This window comes from Pseudomonas sp. NFACC43, from assembly GCF_900119645.1.
Classification (GTDB): Bacteria; Pseudomonadota; Gammaproteobacteria; order Pseudomonadales; family Pseudomonadaceae; genus Aquipseudomonas.
In genome coordinates this window covers 101,167-119,580 of record NZ_FPKK01000008.1, presented here as the reverse complement: position 1 = coordinate 119,580, position 18,414 = coordinate 101,167, and the positions used below count along the sequence as shown (strand labels likewise).

Genomic DNA, 18,414 nt, shown 5'->3' with positions numbered 1-18,414 from the left:
ATGCGGCCGCGGGGTCCTCGACCACCGCGGCCCCCTGACTGACGCTCACTGTGTTTCAAGCCTTTGAAATGGACCAAGCAAGCATGAACAACATCGAAGACATCTACTCCCTTTCGCCGACCCAGCACGGCCTGTTGTTCCACAGCGTCTATGAACCGGATTCGCGGGTTTATTACCAGCAATTGAGCCTGGAAATGGACGGTCCGCTGCAGTTGAACGCGTTTCGCGGCGCCTGGCAGGCGCTGATGCAGCGCCATGCCGTGCTGCGCAGTGCCTTTCTGTGGGAAGAGCTGGACGATGCTTATCAAGTGGTGCAGCAGGACGTGGCGCTGCCCCTGACCGAACTGGACTGGCAGGACCAGGCCGAACCCCAGGCAGCCCTGGAGCGACTGGCGCTGGAGCAACGGGCCCAGCCCCTGGAACTGAACGAATCGCCGCTGATGCGCGTGTGCCTGGTACGCCTGGCCCCCGAGCGCTGGCACCTGATCTGGACCTTCCACCACATTCTCATGGATGGCTGGAGCGTGGGCATCGCGGTTCAGGAGTGGCTGGCGTTCTATTACGAACAGGCTCACGGCCGCCCTGCCAACCTGGCGCCGACCCGGCCTTATCGCGACTACATCGCCTGGCTGGCGGAGCAGGACATGGCCGCCACCGAAGGCTTCTGGCGCGAGCAATTGCACGATGTCAGCGAGCCGACCCCGCTGCCCCATTTCGCCGAACGCCAGGCAGCGCCCTCGGGCGTCCCCTTCGCCGAGCGGGAAAGCCGTCTGGACGCCAGCGAAACCGAGCGGTTGTCGCACTTCGCGCGCCAGAACGACCTGACCATCAACACCCTGATCCAGGGCGCCTGGGCGCTGCTGCTGGGCCAGCATGCGGGGCGTGACGACGTGGTCTATGGCGTCACCGTCGCCGGCCGTCCTGAAAACCTGGCCGCGGTGGACGGCACCGTCGGGCTGTTTATCAATACCCTACCGCTGCGCGTGCAATGGTCCGAGGGCCCGGCCCTGGTGGACTGGTTGCAACAGCTGCAGCAGGCCAACAGCGACTTGCGCCACCACGCCTACCTGCCCCTGGGCAAGCTCAAGTCCATGTCGCGCATTGCCGCTGAACAGGCGCTGTTCGATTCGATCCTGGTATTCGAAAACTTCCCGGTGACCGATGCCCTCAACCAGGACACCGGTGGCCTGAGCTTCAGCGCGCCGGCCAACGACCAGCAGGTCGAAGGCCTGACCCTCACCCAGGGCCGCAACCACTTCCCGCTGTCGCTGATCGTGATGCCGGACAAGCAGCTGCACTACCTGATCAGTTACGACCGCAGCCGCTTCAGCGATGCCGAGGTGACGATACTGTCGACGCAGTTGCGCAGCATCCTGTTGGCGATGACCGCGCAGCCACAGCGCCGCGTCAGCGAGCTGGAATGGCTGGCTTCGGAGGAAAGCCAGCAGTTGCGGGTCCAGGGACGTGGTGTGCAACTGCCGGTGCCCCTGGCCTGCCTGCACCAGCGCTTCGAACAGCAGGCGGCCGCGAACCCCGAGGCGCTGGCGGTCCGGGACCGTCAGGTGGCTCTGACCTACCGTGAGCTGGATCAGCAGGCCAACCGCCTCGGCCATTATCTGCGCGCCCGGCGTATCGGCCAGGACAGCGTGGTGGCCTTGGCCCTGGAGCGCAGTGTCGATTTCGTGGTCACCTTGCTGGGTGTCCTCAAGGCCGGCGCGGCCTATCTGCCCCTGGACATCAAGCAGCCCGCCGGACGTCTGGCCGATGTGCTGGTGGACAGCCGCGCCGCGCTACTGATAGGCGCCGCCCCTTCGCCACTGCTCGCAGGCCTGGCCGAACGCACGCCGGCCCTCTGGCTGGAGGAACAGGCTGCGGCCATCGCCAGCCAGCCGGCTACGCCACCCGCCGTGGCCCATAGCCCGACGGACGCCGCCTATGTGATCTACACCTCGGGCTCCACCGGCACACCCAAGGGAGTGGTGGTGGAACACCAGTCCATCGTCGACTACCTGACAGCCGTGCACGCGGTGCTCAACCCTCCGGCGGCGGCCCGTTATGGCCTGCTGTCCAGCATCGCCGCCGACCTGGGTCACACCCAGCTGTTCGGTGCCCTGTGCAACGGCGGCAGCCTGCTGCTGGTGGATGAAGACAGCGGTTTCAGCCCATTGGCGCTGGCTGAACTGTTCGACCGGCACCCGGTGGATGTGCTGAAGATCACCCCGAGCCACCTGGCCGGCCTGTTGCAGGCGCTTCCCGATGCCCGGTTGCTGCCCCGCACCCTGCTGGTGTTTGGCGGCGACGCTCTCAGCCCGGGGTTGTTGGAACAGGTGAACCACCTGGCGCCAGGGCTCAGGGTGTTCAACCACTATGGCCCGAGCGAAGCGACGGTCGGGGCGATTGCCACCGAACTGCCCGCAGGCCTGCGCAGCATTGCTCTCGGCAGGCCGCTGCCCAATCGTCAAGTGCGTGTGGTGGATGCCAACGGTCGTCTGGTGCCGACCGGCGTCTGCGGTGAGTTGCTGATCAACGGCGCCTTGGCCCGGGGCTACCTGCACCGGCCGGACCTCACCGCCGAACGCTTCCTGCTCGATGAAGACCAGCAACGCTGGTATCGCACCGGTGACCGCGTACGCTGGCAGGTGGACGGTCAACTGGCGTTCCTCGGCCGGATCGACAGCCAGGTCAAGATCCGCGGCAACCGGCTGGAGCTGGGCGAAGTCGAAGCGCAGCTCAAGCGCCTGTCGCCGCTGATCGAGCAAGCCCTGGTGCGTGCCGTGGAACTGGACGGCAGCCTGCGCCTGGTGGCCTACCTGGTGGCCAGCCAGTCGCTGTCCGCCACCAAGTTGCGTAACGACCTGGGGGCGCGAGTACCGGACTACATGGTGCCGGCGCACTTCATCACCCTCGATGAATTGCCCCTGACCCGCAACGGCAAGGTCGACGTACAGCGCCTGCCGATCCCCCACAAGTCCAGCGACGACAGCGCCACCCACGTGGCCCCACGCAACGAAGTCGAGGCGCTGCTGGCGCAGATCTGGAAGGATGTCCTCAAGCTCGAACGTGTCGGGGTACACGATAACTTCTTCGCCCTCGGCGGCGATTCGATCATCAACCTGCAGATCATCGCCCGGGCCAACCAGCAAGGCTTGAAGCTCACTCCACGCCAGTTGTTCGAGAACCGCACCATCGCCGACATCGCCCGTGTACTGGGCGCCGACGCCGGCCATGGCGTGGCCGAAAGCAACGCCGATGGTCATGAGCTGCCACTGGCCGCCGGGCAACTGGCCCGCTTGCAACAGGGGCCGCTGGAGGCGACCTGGCGTTGCGTGGCGTTGAGCCAGGCGGTCGACGGCGAGCTGCTGAGCCAGGCCATCGGCGCCTTGCAACATCACCACCAGGCATTGCGCCTGGCACTCAAGGCCCAACCGGATGGGGAATGGCAGCAACGGGTGCTGGCAACGGCCAAGGCCCCGGCCGTCACCACCGGGACACTCGCGGCAAACGACCCGGCACAGTTGCAGGCCCTGGCCCAGGCCGGCGTCGACGCACTGGCGCTGGACGCCGGCCAGACCCTGCATGCCAGCCTGCTGGAGGTGGCGGGCAAGCCATTCCTGCTGCTGGCCGCGCACCCGCTGTGCCTGGACGAAGCCTCCTGGGAGCTGCTGCTCAACGACCTCAACCTGGCGCTGGCCCAACTGCGTTACCAACGGCCGGTGCGCCTGTCCCACGTCGGCGGTGATTTCAGCCAGTGGACCCGCCACCAGCAGACCCATGCCCAGGGTGATGGACTGGACGACGCCTGGGAGCATTGGCTGCAATACGCCGGCATGGAGCCACTTCAATTGCCTGACGGCCAACAACCGCCCAGCGTGGTCGAACAGACGCTGCCGGCCGCCACCTCGACGGCCCTCAAGCGCCTGGGCGAGGTGTTGCAACTGGACTGGAACAGCCTGCTGGCCAGCGCCGTGGCCGAGCACTGCCGTGAAGTGTGCGGCGAAGGCCTGCTGGCCCTGAGCGTACAGGCGGCTCGTCCCCGGGTCGAGCGCCTGCCCGCCAACGCACCGATTGCCGTGGCCGACTTCGACCCGGCGCGCATCCTGGGGCCGTTGACCCTGGCGGTGCCGTACTTCCTCCAGCCCGAAGGCGACAGCCGGCTGCAACGCTTGCAAGCCCTGGTCGGGCAGATGCGGGCGTATCCTCAGCATGGTGTCGACTATGGTGCCCTGCGCTATCTGTCGGACAATACCTACCTGCAAGAACCGCTGCGCGACCTCCCGCCAGCCGCCATCGCCATCCGCTGGCAGGGCGATCTGGACAGCCATCGCGAAGAGCGTGGCATCCTGGCCCGGGTCGAGGCGGCGCCGTCACCGGCGGCCTCGTGCCCCCTGACCCTGGACGCCTGGTGGCAGGACGATTGCCTGCACCTGCGCAGCCAAGGGGCGCTGGCGGCCGACTGGGCGCCAAGGCTTGTGCAACGGTTGATCGAACTCGCCGAACTGACCGACACGCCTGACCTGCGCCCCGCCAGCCAGGCCTTCCCACTGTGCCACAAGCAGGCGGCGACCCTGGCCGCCGAGCCCCTGGACTGGGCGAACATCGAGGACGTCTACCCGCTGTCGTCCATGCAACAGGGCATGCTGCTGCACACCCTGCTGCAACCTCACAGCGGGATCTACCTGATGCAGCAACGCTACAGCTGGGACGGCGTAATGCAGCGTCCGGCGATGGAAGCGGCCTGGCAACTGTTCCTCGAGCGCCATCCGATGATGCGTACCGCGTTCTGGTGGCAGGACGACCATGAGCCGCTGCAGTGCGTGTACCGTCAGACCCATCGGGCATTCGACTGGCAGGACCTGCGTGATCTCGACGAAGAACAGCAGCGCCTGGCGATGGACAAGGCCCTGGAAGAGCAACGCCTGCAAGGCTTCGACATGGCCTGCGCACCACTGACTCACCTGCGGGTGTTCCAGCTGGATGAGCGTCGCTTTGCCGTGGTGCGCAGCTTCCACCACATCCTCACCGATGCCTGGTGCTTCGGCCTGCTGATGGAAGACCTGTTGGCGATCTACCAGGCCATCGTGCGCCAGGAGCCGGTGGCTCGCCCTCGCCTGCGCTCGTTCCGTGGCTACATGAGCTGGCTGGAGCGTCACGACATGGCCGCCGCCCACGCGTTCTGGCAGGCCGAGATGGCCGGCTTCAGCGAACCGACGCCGTTGCACGTGGACAGCCCCGTGGCGCGTCCCGAGCAGGCGCCGGAACAGGTGGGAGACTTCGACCATACCCTGAGCATTGCCCAGACCCAGCGCCTGCAGCAGCTCTGCCAGCAATACCAGCTGACTCCCAACACCTGGATCCAGGGCGCCTGGGCATTGTTGCTGTCGCGCTACAGCGGCAACCGCGACGTGCTGTTCGGGGTGACCGTCGCCGGTCGTCCGACCGACCTGGCCGGGGTGGAAGAAATGGTCGGGCTGTTCATCAACAGCCTGCCGCTGCGCATCGACGTGGACCCGCAGGCACCGGTGGCCGACTGGCTGCAGGCCCTGCTGTCCCACAACGCCCGGTTGCGCGAACATGAAAGCGCATCCCTGGTGGACATCCAGCGTTGCAGCCAGGTGCCGCGCGGACAGCAATTGTTCGACAGCCTGGTGGTGTTCGAAAACGCCCCGCTGGACATCAGCAGCGTGCAGCTCGACGTCTTCAGCATCGACATCTACGAAGACCGGGTGCACACCAACTTCCCGATGACCGTGGTGCTGTATCCGGGCGATCGCCTGGGCATCCGCCTGTCCTACGACAGCCAGCGCTTCACCACCGCCACCGTGCAGCGGATGCTCGGGCATCTGGTGCAACTGCTGTCGGGCATGCTGGAGGCACCCCAGGCCCCACTGGGCAGCCTGCACATGCTGCCGGAAGCGGAGCGCCAGCAGCTGCAGATCGAATGCAACCGCAGCGCCGTCGAGTTCCCGCTGGAGCGTGGCTATGCGTCGCTGTTCGCCGATCAGGTGCGCAGTCGCCCGCAGCACATCGCCGCCGTCTGCCAGGGGGAGTCGCTGACCTACGCCGAACTGGACCGTCGCGCCAATGCCATCGCCCATGCTCTTCAAGCGGCCGGTGCCGGTCCGGAAACCCTGGTGGCGCTGTTTGCCGAACGTGGCCTGGCCTTGCTGACGATGATGGTCGCCACGCTCAAGGCCGGTGCGGCGTTCCAGTCCCTGGACATCCAACAGCCTGGCACTCGCCTGGCCGAACTGCTGGACCTGGGCGAGGCCCCGCTGCTGCTGGTCTGCGAAAATGCCGCATCGACCCTGGACAACGTCCTGCCACAGATGCGCCAGCAACCGACCTGCCTGGTTGCCCAGGCCCTCTGGAACGGCGCCGCCCAAGAACCGGTCGGCTACGCCCACTCCCCTGACCAACTGGCGTACGTGATCTTCACCTCGGGCTCCACCGGCACCCCCAAAGGGGTCATGGTGGAACAGCGCGGCATGCTCAACAACATGTTCGGCAAGGTGCCGAGCCTGGGCCTGGATGAGCATGATCGCATCGCCCAGACGGCTTCGGCGGCCTTCGACATCAGCGTCTGGCAGTTCCTCGCCGCGCCACTGTTCGGTGCCACGGTCCACATTCTTCCCGATGCCCAGGCCCACGACCCGGTGGCTCTGCTCGATGCGGTCCAGGCACACCGGTTGACGCTGCTGGAGACCGTGCCGGCGCTGATTCGCGGCATGCTCCAGGAAAGCCAGGCCCATCACACCCTGGCGAGCCTGCGCTGGCTGCTGCCCACTGGCGAAGCCTTGCCCCCGGCCCTGGCCCGGGACTGGTTCGCACGTTTCCCGGCCGTCGCCTTGATGAACGCCTACGGTCCGGCCGAATGCTCCGATGACGTGGCGTTCCACCCCATCACCGAGGCGCCGGCCCACGACTGCCTGCACATGCCCATCGGCAAGCCGACCGCCAATAACCAGGTGTTCGTCCTCGACTCGGCGCTGCGCATGGTTCCCGTCGGCGTACCCGGTGAATTGTGCATCGGCGGCGTCGGCGTGGGCCGCGGCTACCTGCGCGACCCGCAACGCACCCGTGAAGCTTTCGTTGCGCATCCATTCCAGGCAGGCGCACGCCTGTACCGCAGTGGCGACATCGGCCGCATGCGTGAGGATGGCGTGATCGAATACCTCGGTCGCCGCGACCAGCAGGTCAAGATCCGCGGCCACCGCATCGAGCTGGGTGAAATCGAAAACCGCCTGATGCAGCATCCGGCGGTGGACAGCGCGGCGGTATTGGCCCTGCCCGATGCCCGGGGTTCCTTGCAACTGGTGGCCTGGTACGTGCTCGACGACACCGTGGACCTGGGCGACGAACCCGCGCAGCAGGTCTTGAGCGCTTACCTGGCCAAGCAACTGGCAAGCTACATGGTGCCGGCCCGTTGGCTGGCGCTTGTGCAACTGCCGTTGAATGCCAATGGCAAGGTCGATCGCCGTGCCCTCGCCGCCCTGGGCGTGCCTCAGGACGAAAACGCACAGCAGCAGTGCGTGGCGCCACGCACGCCGACCGAAAAAGTCCTGGCCGCACTGTGGCAGGAGATCCTCGGCCTGGACGAGGTTGGCGTACACGACGACTTCTTCGCCATCGGCGGGCACTCGTTGCTGGCGACCCAGGTGCTGTCGCGCATCCGTCGGCGGTTGAACGTCAACCTGCCACTGCGCACGCTGTTCGAACGTGGGACCCTGGAGCAACTGGCCGCTGCGGTGGACCAGCAGCTCGCCGTACAGGCCGAGCCCGATGGCGAAGCCGACATGGCCCTGGCACCGCGCAACCAGCCGCTACCGCTGTCCTACAGCCAACAACGGCTGTGGTTCCTGGATCGCTTCGAAGGCCCGAGCGCCGCCTACAACATGACCACCACGGTCAGGCTGCGTGGAGCCCTGGACATCGCCGCGCTGCAAGCGGCGCTGCAGTGTGTGCTGGAGCGCCATGAATCCTTGCGCACCGCTTTCCAGCTCGACGGCGACCAGCCGTGCCAGGTGATCAGCCCGGCCCCCGTGCTTGACCTGACGCCCACCGAACTCGCTCACCTGGACGGCGAACAGCAGGCACAAACCCTGCAACGCCTGATCGACGAACAGGCCGGGCGGGCGTTCGATCTGCAACAGGCGCCGATGTTGCGGGCCCACCTGCTGCGCCTGGGCACGGACGATCACGTGCTGCAGTTGGTGCTGCACCACATCGCCACCGATGCATGGTCCATGGGTATCCTGGTGCAGGAACTGATCACCGGCTACCAGGCGTTCAGCCACGGCTCGACACCGGTCTTGCCGACATTGCCGGTGCAGTTCGCCGACTATGCCTACTGGCAGCGCAGCGAAGCCCAGCAACGGCTGCTGGCGCGGGCAGTCGACTATTGGCGCCGCCAGCTGGACGGTGCGCCGACGCTGATCCCGCTGCCCCTCGACCGCCCGCGCCCGGCGCGGCCCGACTACCAGGGCGCAGCCCTGGAACAACGCTTCACGCCGGCCCAGGCCCAGGTGCTCAAGGCCTATGCGCAACAGCAGCGGGCGACCCTGTTCATGGTCTTGCTCAATGCGTTCAACAGCCTCTTGCAGCGTGCTACCGGCGCCAATGACTTCATCGTCGGTACCGACCTGGCCAACCGCGAGCACCCGGCCCTGGAAAACCTCATCGGCTTCTTCGTCAACGTGCTGCCGATCCGGGCCCGTCTCAACGAGGGCGAAAGCTTCGATGCGCGCTTGCAACGCTTGCGCGAGGATTGCCTGTCGGCGTTCCAGCACCAGCAGGTGCCGTTCGACAAGCTGGTGGAGGAACTGCAGCCGCCGCGCACGCCTGGGGTCAACCCGCTGGTGCAGGTGCTGTTCGTGATGCAGAACACCCCCAGCGGCAACGCCAGCCTGCCGGACCTGGACGTGGAACACCTGGTGGCTCGCCAGGAGAGCAGCAAGTTCGACCTGGCCGTATTCGTCGAGGAAGACGAGGAGCAAGGCCTGAACGTGCGTTGGGTCTATCGCACCAGTGTATTGCAGCAAGCGACGGTCCAGCGCTTCGAACAAGGCTTCGAAAGCCTGCTGGCAGCGCTGGCCTCGGCCCCCGGCCAGGCCCTGGATCACTGGAGCTGGGGCGTCGAGGCCGCCAGGAACAACGCGCCATCGGCCGAGGCCGAAGGGGCGCCGGACGATGCCACCGCGCGCAGCGCACGCAAGCAGTCCAAGTTGAGCAAGCTCAAGCAGACCCGGGCCACGGCCGTGAGCCAAGTGGCCCACGAACAGGTGCGCACCCGTCATCTCGACGCCGGCAATCCCTTGCCCCTGGTGATCGAACCGCTGCTCGGCGACCTGGACCCGGTGCATTGGGCGCTGCAGGCCCGGGAGTGGATCAATGCTCAATTGCGTACCCACGGCGGCCTGCTGTTCCGCGGCTTCAACCTGCCGGATGCCGCAGCCTTCGAGCAATTCGCCCAGGCCATCGAGCCTGATCTCTACGGCACCTACGGTGACCTGCCGAAGAACACCTCCGGCAAGAACATCTACCATTCCACGCCGTACCCGGAACAACACATGATTCTCTTCCACAACGAAAGCTCACACCTGCCCCAATGGCCGCGCAAGCAGTGGTTCTATTGCGAGACTCCCGCTCCGCGTGGCGGCTGTACACCCATCGTCGATTGCCGCCAGGTCCTGGCGCGGTTGCCCGAAGACATTGTCGAGCGCTTCAAGGCGCTGGGGTTGCTGTACGTGCGGCATTTCACCGACAAGCTGGATGTGCGCTGGCAGGACTTCTTCAAGACCGAGCAGCGCGAGGAAGTGGAGCGCCAATGCCTCGCCTCGGGCATGCGTTGGGAATGGCTCGGTACCGATAACCTGCGCATCGCCCAGCATTGCCCGGCCATCGTGGCTCATCCGCAGACCGGCGAACTGTCGTTCTTCAACCAGGTGCAACTGCACCACACCGCATGCCTGGAGCCTGAAGTGCGCGCCAACCTGATCAACCTGTTCGGCCCCGGCCACCTGCCCCGCAATGTCTATTACGGCGATGGCAGCGTGATCGAAGACGCTGTCATGCAAGTGATCGGGGAAGCGTACGAAGCCTGCGCCGTACGTTTTACCTGGCAAAAGGGCGACATGGTCATGCTGGACAATATGCTGGTGGCCCATGCCCGGGACCCCTTCGAGGGCGAACGCAAGATCTGCGTCGCCATGGGCCAGATGATGCGTCGTGAAGAGCTGACGGGGCCTGTGCCTGAAGCCCGATCGGCGTCGGATGCGGAGGTGCAGGCATGACGATCTACGAACAGCGTGAAGAAGCCTTCGCCCTCTCGCCGCAGCAACGCAGCCAATGGCTGGCGGGCTTGCCGCCCGTGCGCCTGGAACTGGAGATCACCGGGGCGCTGGCGCTGGAACGCTTGCAGCAGCGTCTGGCCGCGCTCAGCGCCTGCCACGAGGCCCTGCGCCTGCGGGTGCGGCCTGAGCCGGGCCTGCTGCTGCCGTTGCAGGTGATAGAGGCGGCCGTCACGGCCACGGACGTGATCGGCGTCGATGTGCAAGCGCTCGGAGCCGACAGGCATCGGGTCACCTTGCAGCTGCCCGGCCTGAGCGCGGATCGCGGCACCCTGCTGCGCCTGGCTCGGGCCCTGGGCACGGCGGATGCGCCGTTGCCCGACGATGAAGCCATGACCTACACCCAGTACAGCGCCTGGCTCTACGAGCTGCAGTCCGATGAAGACGCTGTGCCGGGCCGGCGCTTCTGGGCCAGCCAGGCCCTCGACGAACCGACCGCCAGCGAGCTGCTGTATCGCCAGGTGCGCACCGATCGACCGGACACCCCGCTGACCACCCGTGAGCAAGCCGGCCCCCTGGTGTATGCGGCCCTGGACAGTTTCTGCCAGCGTCACGGGGCATCCCCCGAGCATGTCCTGATGGCTGCCTGGGGCGCCCTGTTGCAGCGCCTGGGCACGGTGGACAGTCCGCCACTGACCTTGAACTGGGTGCACGACTGCCGTGACGACTACGAGGAACTCGAAGACTGCTGGGGCCTGTTCGCCAAGCCGTTGCCCTTGCGCTGGCAACCGGCCACGGACCGGGGCTTTGCCCAGGCGCTGACGAACTTGCAGGCCCTGTGCGAGCAAGCCACCGAATGGCAGGAGTACTGCGGGGTCAGTACCCCGCTGCCGGCCGAAACGCTGCACTACGGTTTCCAATGGGGCGGGCAACTGCCGGAGCGACTCCCTGCATTGGGCAGTCCTGCCTCGACCCTCTCAGTACTGGATGCACAGGCGGTCCCGGCGGGCATGGAGCTGCTGCTGGTTGTCGAGACGACCCGCAACGAGACCGTCGGCCACGGCTACCGCCTGAACCTGTGCCACCTGCCGAGCCGCTACAGCGAACAAGCCGCACGCACGCTGCTGGAGCAGTTCCAGTCGCTGCTGCTCGATGCCCTGGCCAATCCGGAAAAACCCCTGGCCGGACTGTCGTTACAAGCGCCGAGCTTCAAGGCGACCCTGGCGGCCCTGCATGGCCAGGTCACGGCCCCCTCGTTTGCCAGCGTGCCGGCGCGTTTCGAGGCGTGCGCCGCGCGCTTCCCCGGCCACCTGGCGCTGCGCGACCCCAACGGGCACCAGAGCTACGCTCAATTGCAGGCCCGCAGCAATCAGTTGGCGCATTACCTGCGCGCCCAGGGCGTCGGCCGCGAAGACCGCGTGGCGTTGTACCTGGATCGCTCCTCGCAGATGATCCTGGCCATGCTCGCCGTGCTCAAGAGTGGCGCCGCATTCGTTCCCCTGGACGTGCACCAGCCCGCGCAACGCTCCCTGGCGATCCTGCAGCAGGCCCGGCCCGCTTTCGTGCTCAGCGGCTCGGCCGGCAGCGCGCCCGCGTTGCCCTCGGCCGGCAGCCTCGACCTGAGGGATGAGGCGATCTGGCAGCAGGCATCCACGGCCGTGGTGGACGCCCGGATCCAACCCGAGGATGCCGCCTACGTGCTGTTCACTTCCGGCAGCACCGGCACGCCCAAGGGCGTCATCGTCGAACACGCCCAGTTGGCCAGTTATGTCGACAGCGTGTCCCGGCGCCTGCGACTGGCCCCTGGCGAACGCAGCGCGGTGGTCACTTCCCTGGCGGCGGACCTGGGCTACACCTTGCTGTTCCCGGCATTGCTCAGCGCAGGTGAATTGCACCTGCTGCACAAGGACACCGCCATGGACGCCCAGGCCTGGGCCGCCTGGCAGGCCGAGTACCCCATCGACCACCTGAAAGTCGTGCCCTCGCTGCTCGACGCCTGGTTGATGCACGCCCAAAGTGCCGCGGTACTGCCCCGCAAGCAACTGGTGCTCGGCGGCGAAAGCTGTTCGCGCCGCCTGCTGCAAGGCATTCGCGAGCTCGCACCGGCCCTGGCCATCTTCAACCATTACGGCCCGACCGAAACCACCGTCGGGGTGGCGATGCACAAGACCGAGCCAGCCGTGGACTATCGCTGCCTGCCCCTGGACGACCGTCTCGACGGCATGCGCCTGTACCTGCTCGACGAACAAGGCCAACTGGTGGGCCCCGGCCAGAGCGCGGAACTGTACATCGCCGGTCCGCAACTGGCCCGCGGTTACCTGGATGACCAGCAGAACGCTGATCGCTTTATCGAACCGGCCACCACTTTCGGCGAACGCCTGTATCGCACCGGTGACATGGCGCGTTATCTCCATGATGGCAGCGTGGAAATCACCGGACGCGCGGACCGCCAGGTCAAGATCCGTGGCTTCCGGGTGGAACTCGATGAGATACAGGCGCAGCTGGTTCGCCTTCCAGGCGTCGCCCAGGCGGCGGTGCAATGCCTGTCCCGAGGTGAGCTCGGCCAGCAACTGTTCGCCTTCCTGACCCTCGTGCCCGGGCATTCGACCACGGTCGCGCGCCTCCATGGCCAGGCCCAGGACTGCCTGCCGGACTACATGCTGCCCACCTTGCGGATCGTCGAAGCCTTGCCCCTGATGGGTAACGGCAAGCTGGACCGCAAGACCTTGCAGCAGTGGGCCGACAAGGTCCTGGACACCGTAGGCAGCGCCTTGCCGCGCACCCCGCTGGAAGCGCTGCTCGCCGATATCTGGGCGCAGGTGCTGGGCCTGGAAAGGGTGGGCATCGACGATGACTTCTTTGAACTGGGCGGGCATTCCCTGGCGGCGGTGACGCTTGCCAGCCGTTTGCAGAGCGCGTTGTCGGCCCCGGTGACGGTCAATGCGGTGTTCAACGCTCCCAGCGTCTCGGCATTCGCGGCACTGGTGCAGGCCGAACTCAAGCTCTCGCCCCTGGTCAGGCTATCGCCCCCCAACGCTACCTCGGTGCAGAGCGCCAAGCTGTTCTGCTTCCACCCCTCCACCGGCCATGTGCAGGACTATCGCTGTCTGCTGGCACCGTTATCGGGCTGGCAATTGTGGGGACTGCAGGCGGCCTACCTGAACGACGACAGCACGACGCTGGGGGGAGACATCGAGCAACTGGCGACGATCTACGTCGAACAGCTGCGCCAGCAGCAGCCACACGGCCCGTATCACCTGCTGGGGTTCTCCCTGGGCGGCCTGCTGGCGATTACCGCGGCCGCCCGCCTGGAGAGCCAGGGCGAAACCGTGGCATTGCTCGCAATCCTCGACTCGCAATACCAGCATCGAGAAGCGGACGACAGCGTCGAAGCGCTCTGGGAATCGGCGGTTCCCTCCCTGACGGCCGACAGCCAGGCCGTGTTGCGCCAGCTGCCGCCATCGACCCTGACGGCCCTGATGACGCAACTGGCTGCCCTGCCCGCCGTGCAGCGCCTGCCGGAGCTGGCCCAGTGGGCGCGTCAGCAAGGCCTGCAGCTCGATGGCGACAGCTGGGACCATCTGCAGACCCGGCTGCGCTACCAGCAGCATACGCAGCATCTGTTGTCGACTTTCGAGCCACCGCGGTTAAGCTGCCCGGTACACGTATGGTGGGCCAGCGATACCCTGGCCGAGGCTGCCTTCGCCGACCCGCACTGGGAAGGTTTGAGCAGTGGGCCGTTCACTCGCCAGGTCATCGCTGCGCAACACCTGACCCTTCTCGAGCAACCCGCCTTGCATGAGCAACTGGCCGCCTGCCTCGAGACCATCACACCTGACGGAGCTGTTTGAAATGGATTTGTTGTTACTCATGGCCAAACGTTCCTGGCGCGCCTTGTCGATCGCGACCCTGACGGGCCTGGTCTGCGGGCTGGCCGCGGCGGGCCTGATCGCCAACATCAATCACAGCCTGGAAGTGTTCGATCGGTTGCGCCCCGTGGACGGCCTGTATTTCGCCGCCCTGGTGGTGCTGGTAGCGGTCTCGCGGGTAATTTCCGATGTCAGCCTCCTGCGCCTGGGACAGGGAGCGGTGCACGATATGCGGCTGCACCTGAGCGCCAAGTTGATCGATACGCCTTATGCGCAATTGCAACGCCTGGGCAAGCATCGCCTGCTGGCGATGCTGACCGACGATACGCAAACCATCAGCCAGGCGGTGGAACTGGTCCCGATCCTGCTGGTCAACGCCGGGATCATTGCGGCCTGCCTGGGTTACCTGGGCTGGCTCAGCCTGCCCCTGCTGGGGCTGACGCTGGCGCTGATCATCCTGGGCAGCCTCAGTTTCAACTGGCCGCAACGGCGGGCCCTGACGTCGATCTCCCGAGCCCGGGAACTCAAGGATCAGTTGTTCGACCAGTACCGCCTGCTGACCGAAGGCAGCAAGGAACTGCAGCTCAACCATCCGCGCCGGCAGCATTTCTTCTCACGCCTGTTGCTACCGGTGAGCCTGCAATACCGCCGGGACTTCGTCCGTGGCATGAGCATCTATGCCTTGGTCATGAACTGGGGCAATGCGGTGTTCTACATGCTGATCGGTGTGGTGCTGTTCGCCGCGCCCCATATCATCGAACTCAGCGCCAGCCTGGTGACCGGCTACATCCTGGCCATCCTCTACATGATCACCCCGCTGTCGGAACTGATGCATGCCTTGCCCACCCTGGGCCGAGCCAGCGTCGCCCTGAACAAGATCCGGGCCCTGGAGAGCGAGATGCAAGCCGGTGGCGAAATCATCGAGACGATCCCGCCGACCCAGGTCCGCCACCTGGTCTGCCGACAGGTTGCCCACACCTACTACCGTGAACGTGAGGATGGGCATTTCACCCTGGGCCCCATCGACCTGACCCTCAATGCCGGCGAGGTGGTGTTCATCACGGGCGGCAACGGCAGCGGCAAGACCACCCTGGCGTTGTTGCTCACAGGTTTGTACCGTCCGGAAAGCGGCGACATCATACTCGACGAACAGGTGTCGTCGAGCAACGACAACCACCACTACCGGCAGCACTTCTCGGCGATCTTCACCGACTTCTGCCTGTTCGAAAACCTCTTCGACGGCGACGATCCACACCTGATGCAGCAGGCCCAGGACTATCTGGTGCAACTGCAGCTGGACCATAAAGTGCAGATCGAGGAAGGCCGGCTGACCACCCTGGCGCTCTCGACCGGACAACGCAAGCGGCTGGCCCTGCTCAGTGCCTACCTGGACGACCGCCCTTGCTACCTCTTCGACGAGTGGGCGGCCGACCAGGATCCGGTGTTCAAGCACTTCTTCTACACCCGGATCCTGCCGGACCTTCGCGAACGCGGCAAACTGCTGATCGTCATTTCCCACGACGATGCCTATTTCGGCCTGGCCGACCGCCTGATTCGCATCGAGCACGGCAAACTCAGCGAAATCGAGCCCCGTTGCGAAGAGGGCCCGACGGCGCTGGCCAAGGCGTATTCATAGGCAACAACGAAGCGGCGACGCCCCTCAGGCGTCCTCGTAGATGGAGTGCAGGTAACTCACCTGCTCGGCCAGAGGCAGGCGATGCAGCTTGGGACAGGACTCGCAGAGCACCGGTGTCTGCCCTTCGACGGGTTCGTGCAGTTGGTAATGCAGGCAGCAATGCCGACGCAACGGCAAGCAGGGGCAGATCTGCGGCGCGGGGGATTCCACCATGCGTTGCAGACCCCGCAGTTTCAACCGTCCATCGTTCACCAAGGCCTGTTCCAGCCAGCGGTGTGCCTCGGCGAAACCGTCCCGGCACAGGTCGGGGTCCATCCTGGCGAAGGCACCGTCCCAGATGGCGACCAGGTTGCCCCACATTATCTTCGGCGCCAGGCCACCGGCAGCGGCCAAGGTGGCGAACAGCGGCGCCATGTGCCGATGAATCAACTGCGACCAATACTCGGCACGCTCGCCGGCGGACAGCGCCGGTAGCGAGCCGGGCAAGCCGAGGGACTGGGGTTGGCCCTGTTCATGGAACAGCACCGCCTCTTCGCCCCAGAAGTCGATCCGGCCATGGCGTGTCAGCACGCAGGCGAACGTGGCGGGCAGTACGATGCTCATGTAGTTCATCGACCACTGCGAAACCACGGCGGCACGATTCACCCCCGGGTATTGCAAGGCGAAGCTGGCCAGCAACGGATTCAGCACGGCTGGGTCGGCGAGCCGGCTCAGGGCGACGGACGATTGCTCGCCGGATAGCGGCCGGACCACCCGTTTAATCGGCGGCCACGCTTGTTCAAGCCATTCTGGAAATTCGATGACGGGGCTCCCGTGGCTTTCCCAAATTAATGCAAACGATTAGCATTGGCCGATCCTATCCTCCCTCCTTTGCAAACTCAACGTCGTCAGCGACCGGGCTCACCGAAAACCACATGCACACACTCCGCAATTTCTGGCGTCTAGCGCGGCCTTTCTGGGCATCCGAAGAGAAGTATCCGGCCCTGCTGTTGCTGGCGGCCACCGTGCTGATGACCTTGTGCCTGGTGGGCGTCAACATCCTCACCAATTTCTGGAACCTGCATTTCTATAACGCCTTGCAAGCCCTGGACTACCCTGGCTTTCTGGTCGGCAGCGTGCAATTCATCCTGTTGCAGGTCGGCACCGCCGCCTTCACCGTCGGCGCCTTTCACTTCCAGCAGAAACTGACCCTGCGCTGGCGTCGCTGGGCCACGCGCAACATGCTCGATCAATGGTTGGGCGCCCAACGGTATCAGAAGCTGAAACTCACCGAGACCGAGGTGGACAACCCGGACCAGCGGATCGCCGAAGACATCGACCTGTTCATCGTAAAATCGCTGAAATTGAGCCTGGGCCTGCTGACTTCGGTGGTGTCGCTGTTCTCCTTCCTGCACATCCTCTGGCAAGCCTCCAGCCTGGTCAGCATCCCCTTCGCCGGCGATGCCGTGGTGGTCCCGGGCCTGCTGGTGTGGATCGCCCTGGTCTACGCGCTGCTGGGCACCGGCCTGGCATTCTGGTTGGGACGCGCGTTGCCCGGCCTCAATTTCATGCAACAGCGCCGCGAGGCGGATTTCCGCTTCTCCCTCATCCGCCTGCGGGAAAACGCCGACTCGGTCGCGCAGTATCGGGGCGAAGCCGTGGAAAACCAGCGCTTCAACCAACGCCTGGAAGCAGCACTGGAGAACTTCTGGGCGCTGGTGAAAAAACAGAAGCTGATCATGGGCTATTCGACCTTCTATCTGCGCAGCGCCACGGTCATCCCGATGTTCATCATGGCGCCGCAGTTCTTCTCCGGCGCCTTTCCCCTGGGCCGCCTGACCCAGATCAGCGCGGCTTTCGGCGAAGTCCACGCGGCCATTGCCTACCTGGTGGGGGTCTTCCCGGAGCTGTCGGAATGGAAATCGGTGATCGACCGGCTGGTGGGCTTCCAGGAGCGCCTGGACAACGTCCAGGTCAAGTCCAAGGTCACCCTCGGACGCCAAGCCAAGGGGCTCCACATCAAGGACCTGGACGTCTGGCTGCCGAACGGCCGACGCTTGCTCAAGGGCTTCAACCTCTCCCTGGAACCTGGCGACAGCCTGCTGATCAGCGCCCCGTCGGGCTACGGCAAGTCGACGTTGATTCGCACCGTCACCGGGCTCTGGCATCACGCCTGCGGCTCGAGTTCCTATGATCGCGAACGGGCCCTGACCCTTTCGCAGAAACCCTACCTGCCCCTGGGCAGCCTGCGCGAGGCGCTGTGGTATCCCAACCCGCCCCGCCCGGAAGAAGAGGCCAACCTGCGCCTGGCCATGGAGCAAGTCGGCCTGCAGCACCTGGGCGAGCAACTGGATGAGGATCGGGACTGGGCGCAGACCCTGAGCATCGGCGAGCAGCAACGCTGCGCCTTCGTGCGGGCGCTGATGGCTCGCCCGGCGGTTCTGTTCCTGGATGAAAGCAGTTCAGCGCTGGACGCGGAGAACGAAGCGCGCTGCTACCAGATGCTCAGGCAGGCACTGCCGGAAACCATCATGATCAGCGTCGGCCACAATGCCTCCCTGGAACGCTTCCATTGGCAAGTGCTGGAGCTGCAGAGCGAAGCGCAGTGGGCCTGCCGAAAGGTCAAGCAGGCCGTCTGAGCCAG

Annotated in this window: 5 protein-coding genes; 4 read left to right on the top strand and 1 reads right to left on the bottom strand. The window is 65.6% G+C overall.

Annotated features, from left to right (window positions below; all coding sequences use genetic code 11):
- Positions 1-83 precede the first annotated feature (83 nt).
- From BT179_RS15620 to BT179_RS15610, 3 genes are read left to right on the top strand one after another with little or no spacing between them, the layout of a single operon-like run.
- Positions 84-10,289, top strand: a complete 10,206-nt coding sequence (locus BT179_RS15620) for a non-ribosomal peptide synthetase (RefSeq protein ID WP_072431192.1) — start codon at positions 84-86, stop codon at positions 10,287-10,289.
- On the top strand, positions 10,286-14,137 hold the full coding sequence (locus BT179_RS15615) for a non-ribosomal peptide synthetase (protein WP_072431191.1): 3,852 nt from the start codon (positions 10,286-10,288) through the stop codon (positions 14,135-14,137). The genes BT179_RS15620 and BT179_RS15615 overlap by 4 nt, the downstream gene beginning before the upstream one ends.
- 1 nt (position 14,138) lies before the next feature.
- A complete protein-coding gene (locus BT179_RS15610) occupies positions 14,139-15,791 on the top strand; it encodes a cyclic peptide export ABC transporter (RefSeq protein ID WP_072431190.1) in 1,653 nt (550 codons plus the stop codon).
- 24 nt (positions 15,792-15,815) lie between these two features.
- Here the strand turns inward: BT179_RS15610 and fhuF are convergent, their stop codons facing one another.
- Entirely contained in the window at positions 15,816-16,505 is a 690-nt protein-coding gene (gene fhuF / locus BT179_RS15605; RefSeq protein WP_083532851.1) for a siderophore-iron reductase FhuF, read from the bottom strand.
- Positions 16,506-16,705: 200 nt separating this feature from the next.
- On the opposite strand from fhuF, the gene BT179_RS15600 reads away from it, so the two are divergent.
- Positions 16,706-18,409 (top strand): ABC transporter ATP-binding protein/permease, encoded by a 1,704-nt coding sequence (locus BT179_RS15600; protein WP_072431189.1) that lies wholly within the window; start codon positions 16,706-16,708, stop codon positions 18,407-18,409.
- The last annotated feature ends 5 nt before the right edge of the window (positions 18,410-18,414 follow it).

What these genes read in the sequence shown, in the direction of transcription:
- BT179_RS15620 (WP_072431192.1), top strand. Translation starts at nt 84, where the DNA reads ATGAACAACATCGAAGACATCTACTCCCTTTCGCCGACCCAGCACGGC.
- BT179_RS15615 (WP_072431191.1), top strand. Translation starts at nt 10,286, where the DNA reads ATGACGATCTACGAACAGCGTGAAGAAGCCTTCGCCCTCTCGCCGCAG.
- BT179_RS15610 (WP_072431190.1), top strand. Translation starts at nt 14,139, where the DNA reads ATGGATTTGTTGTTACTCATGGCCAAACGTTCCTGGCGCGCCTTGTCG.
- BT179_RS15600 (WP_072431189.1), top strand. Translation starts at nt 16,706, where the DNA reads ATGCACACACTCCGCAATTTCTGGCGTCTAGCGCGGCCTTTCTGGGCA.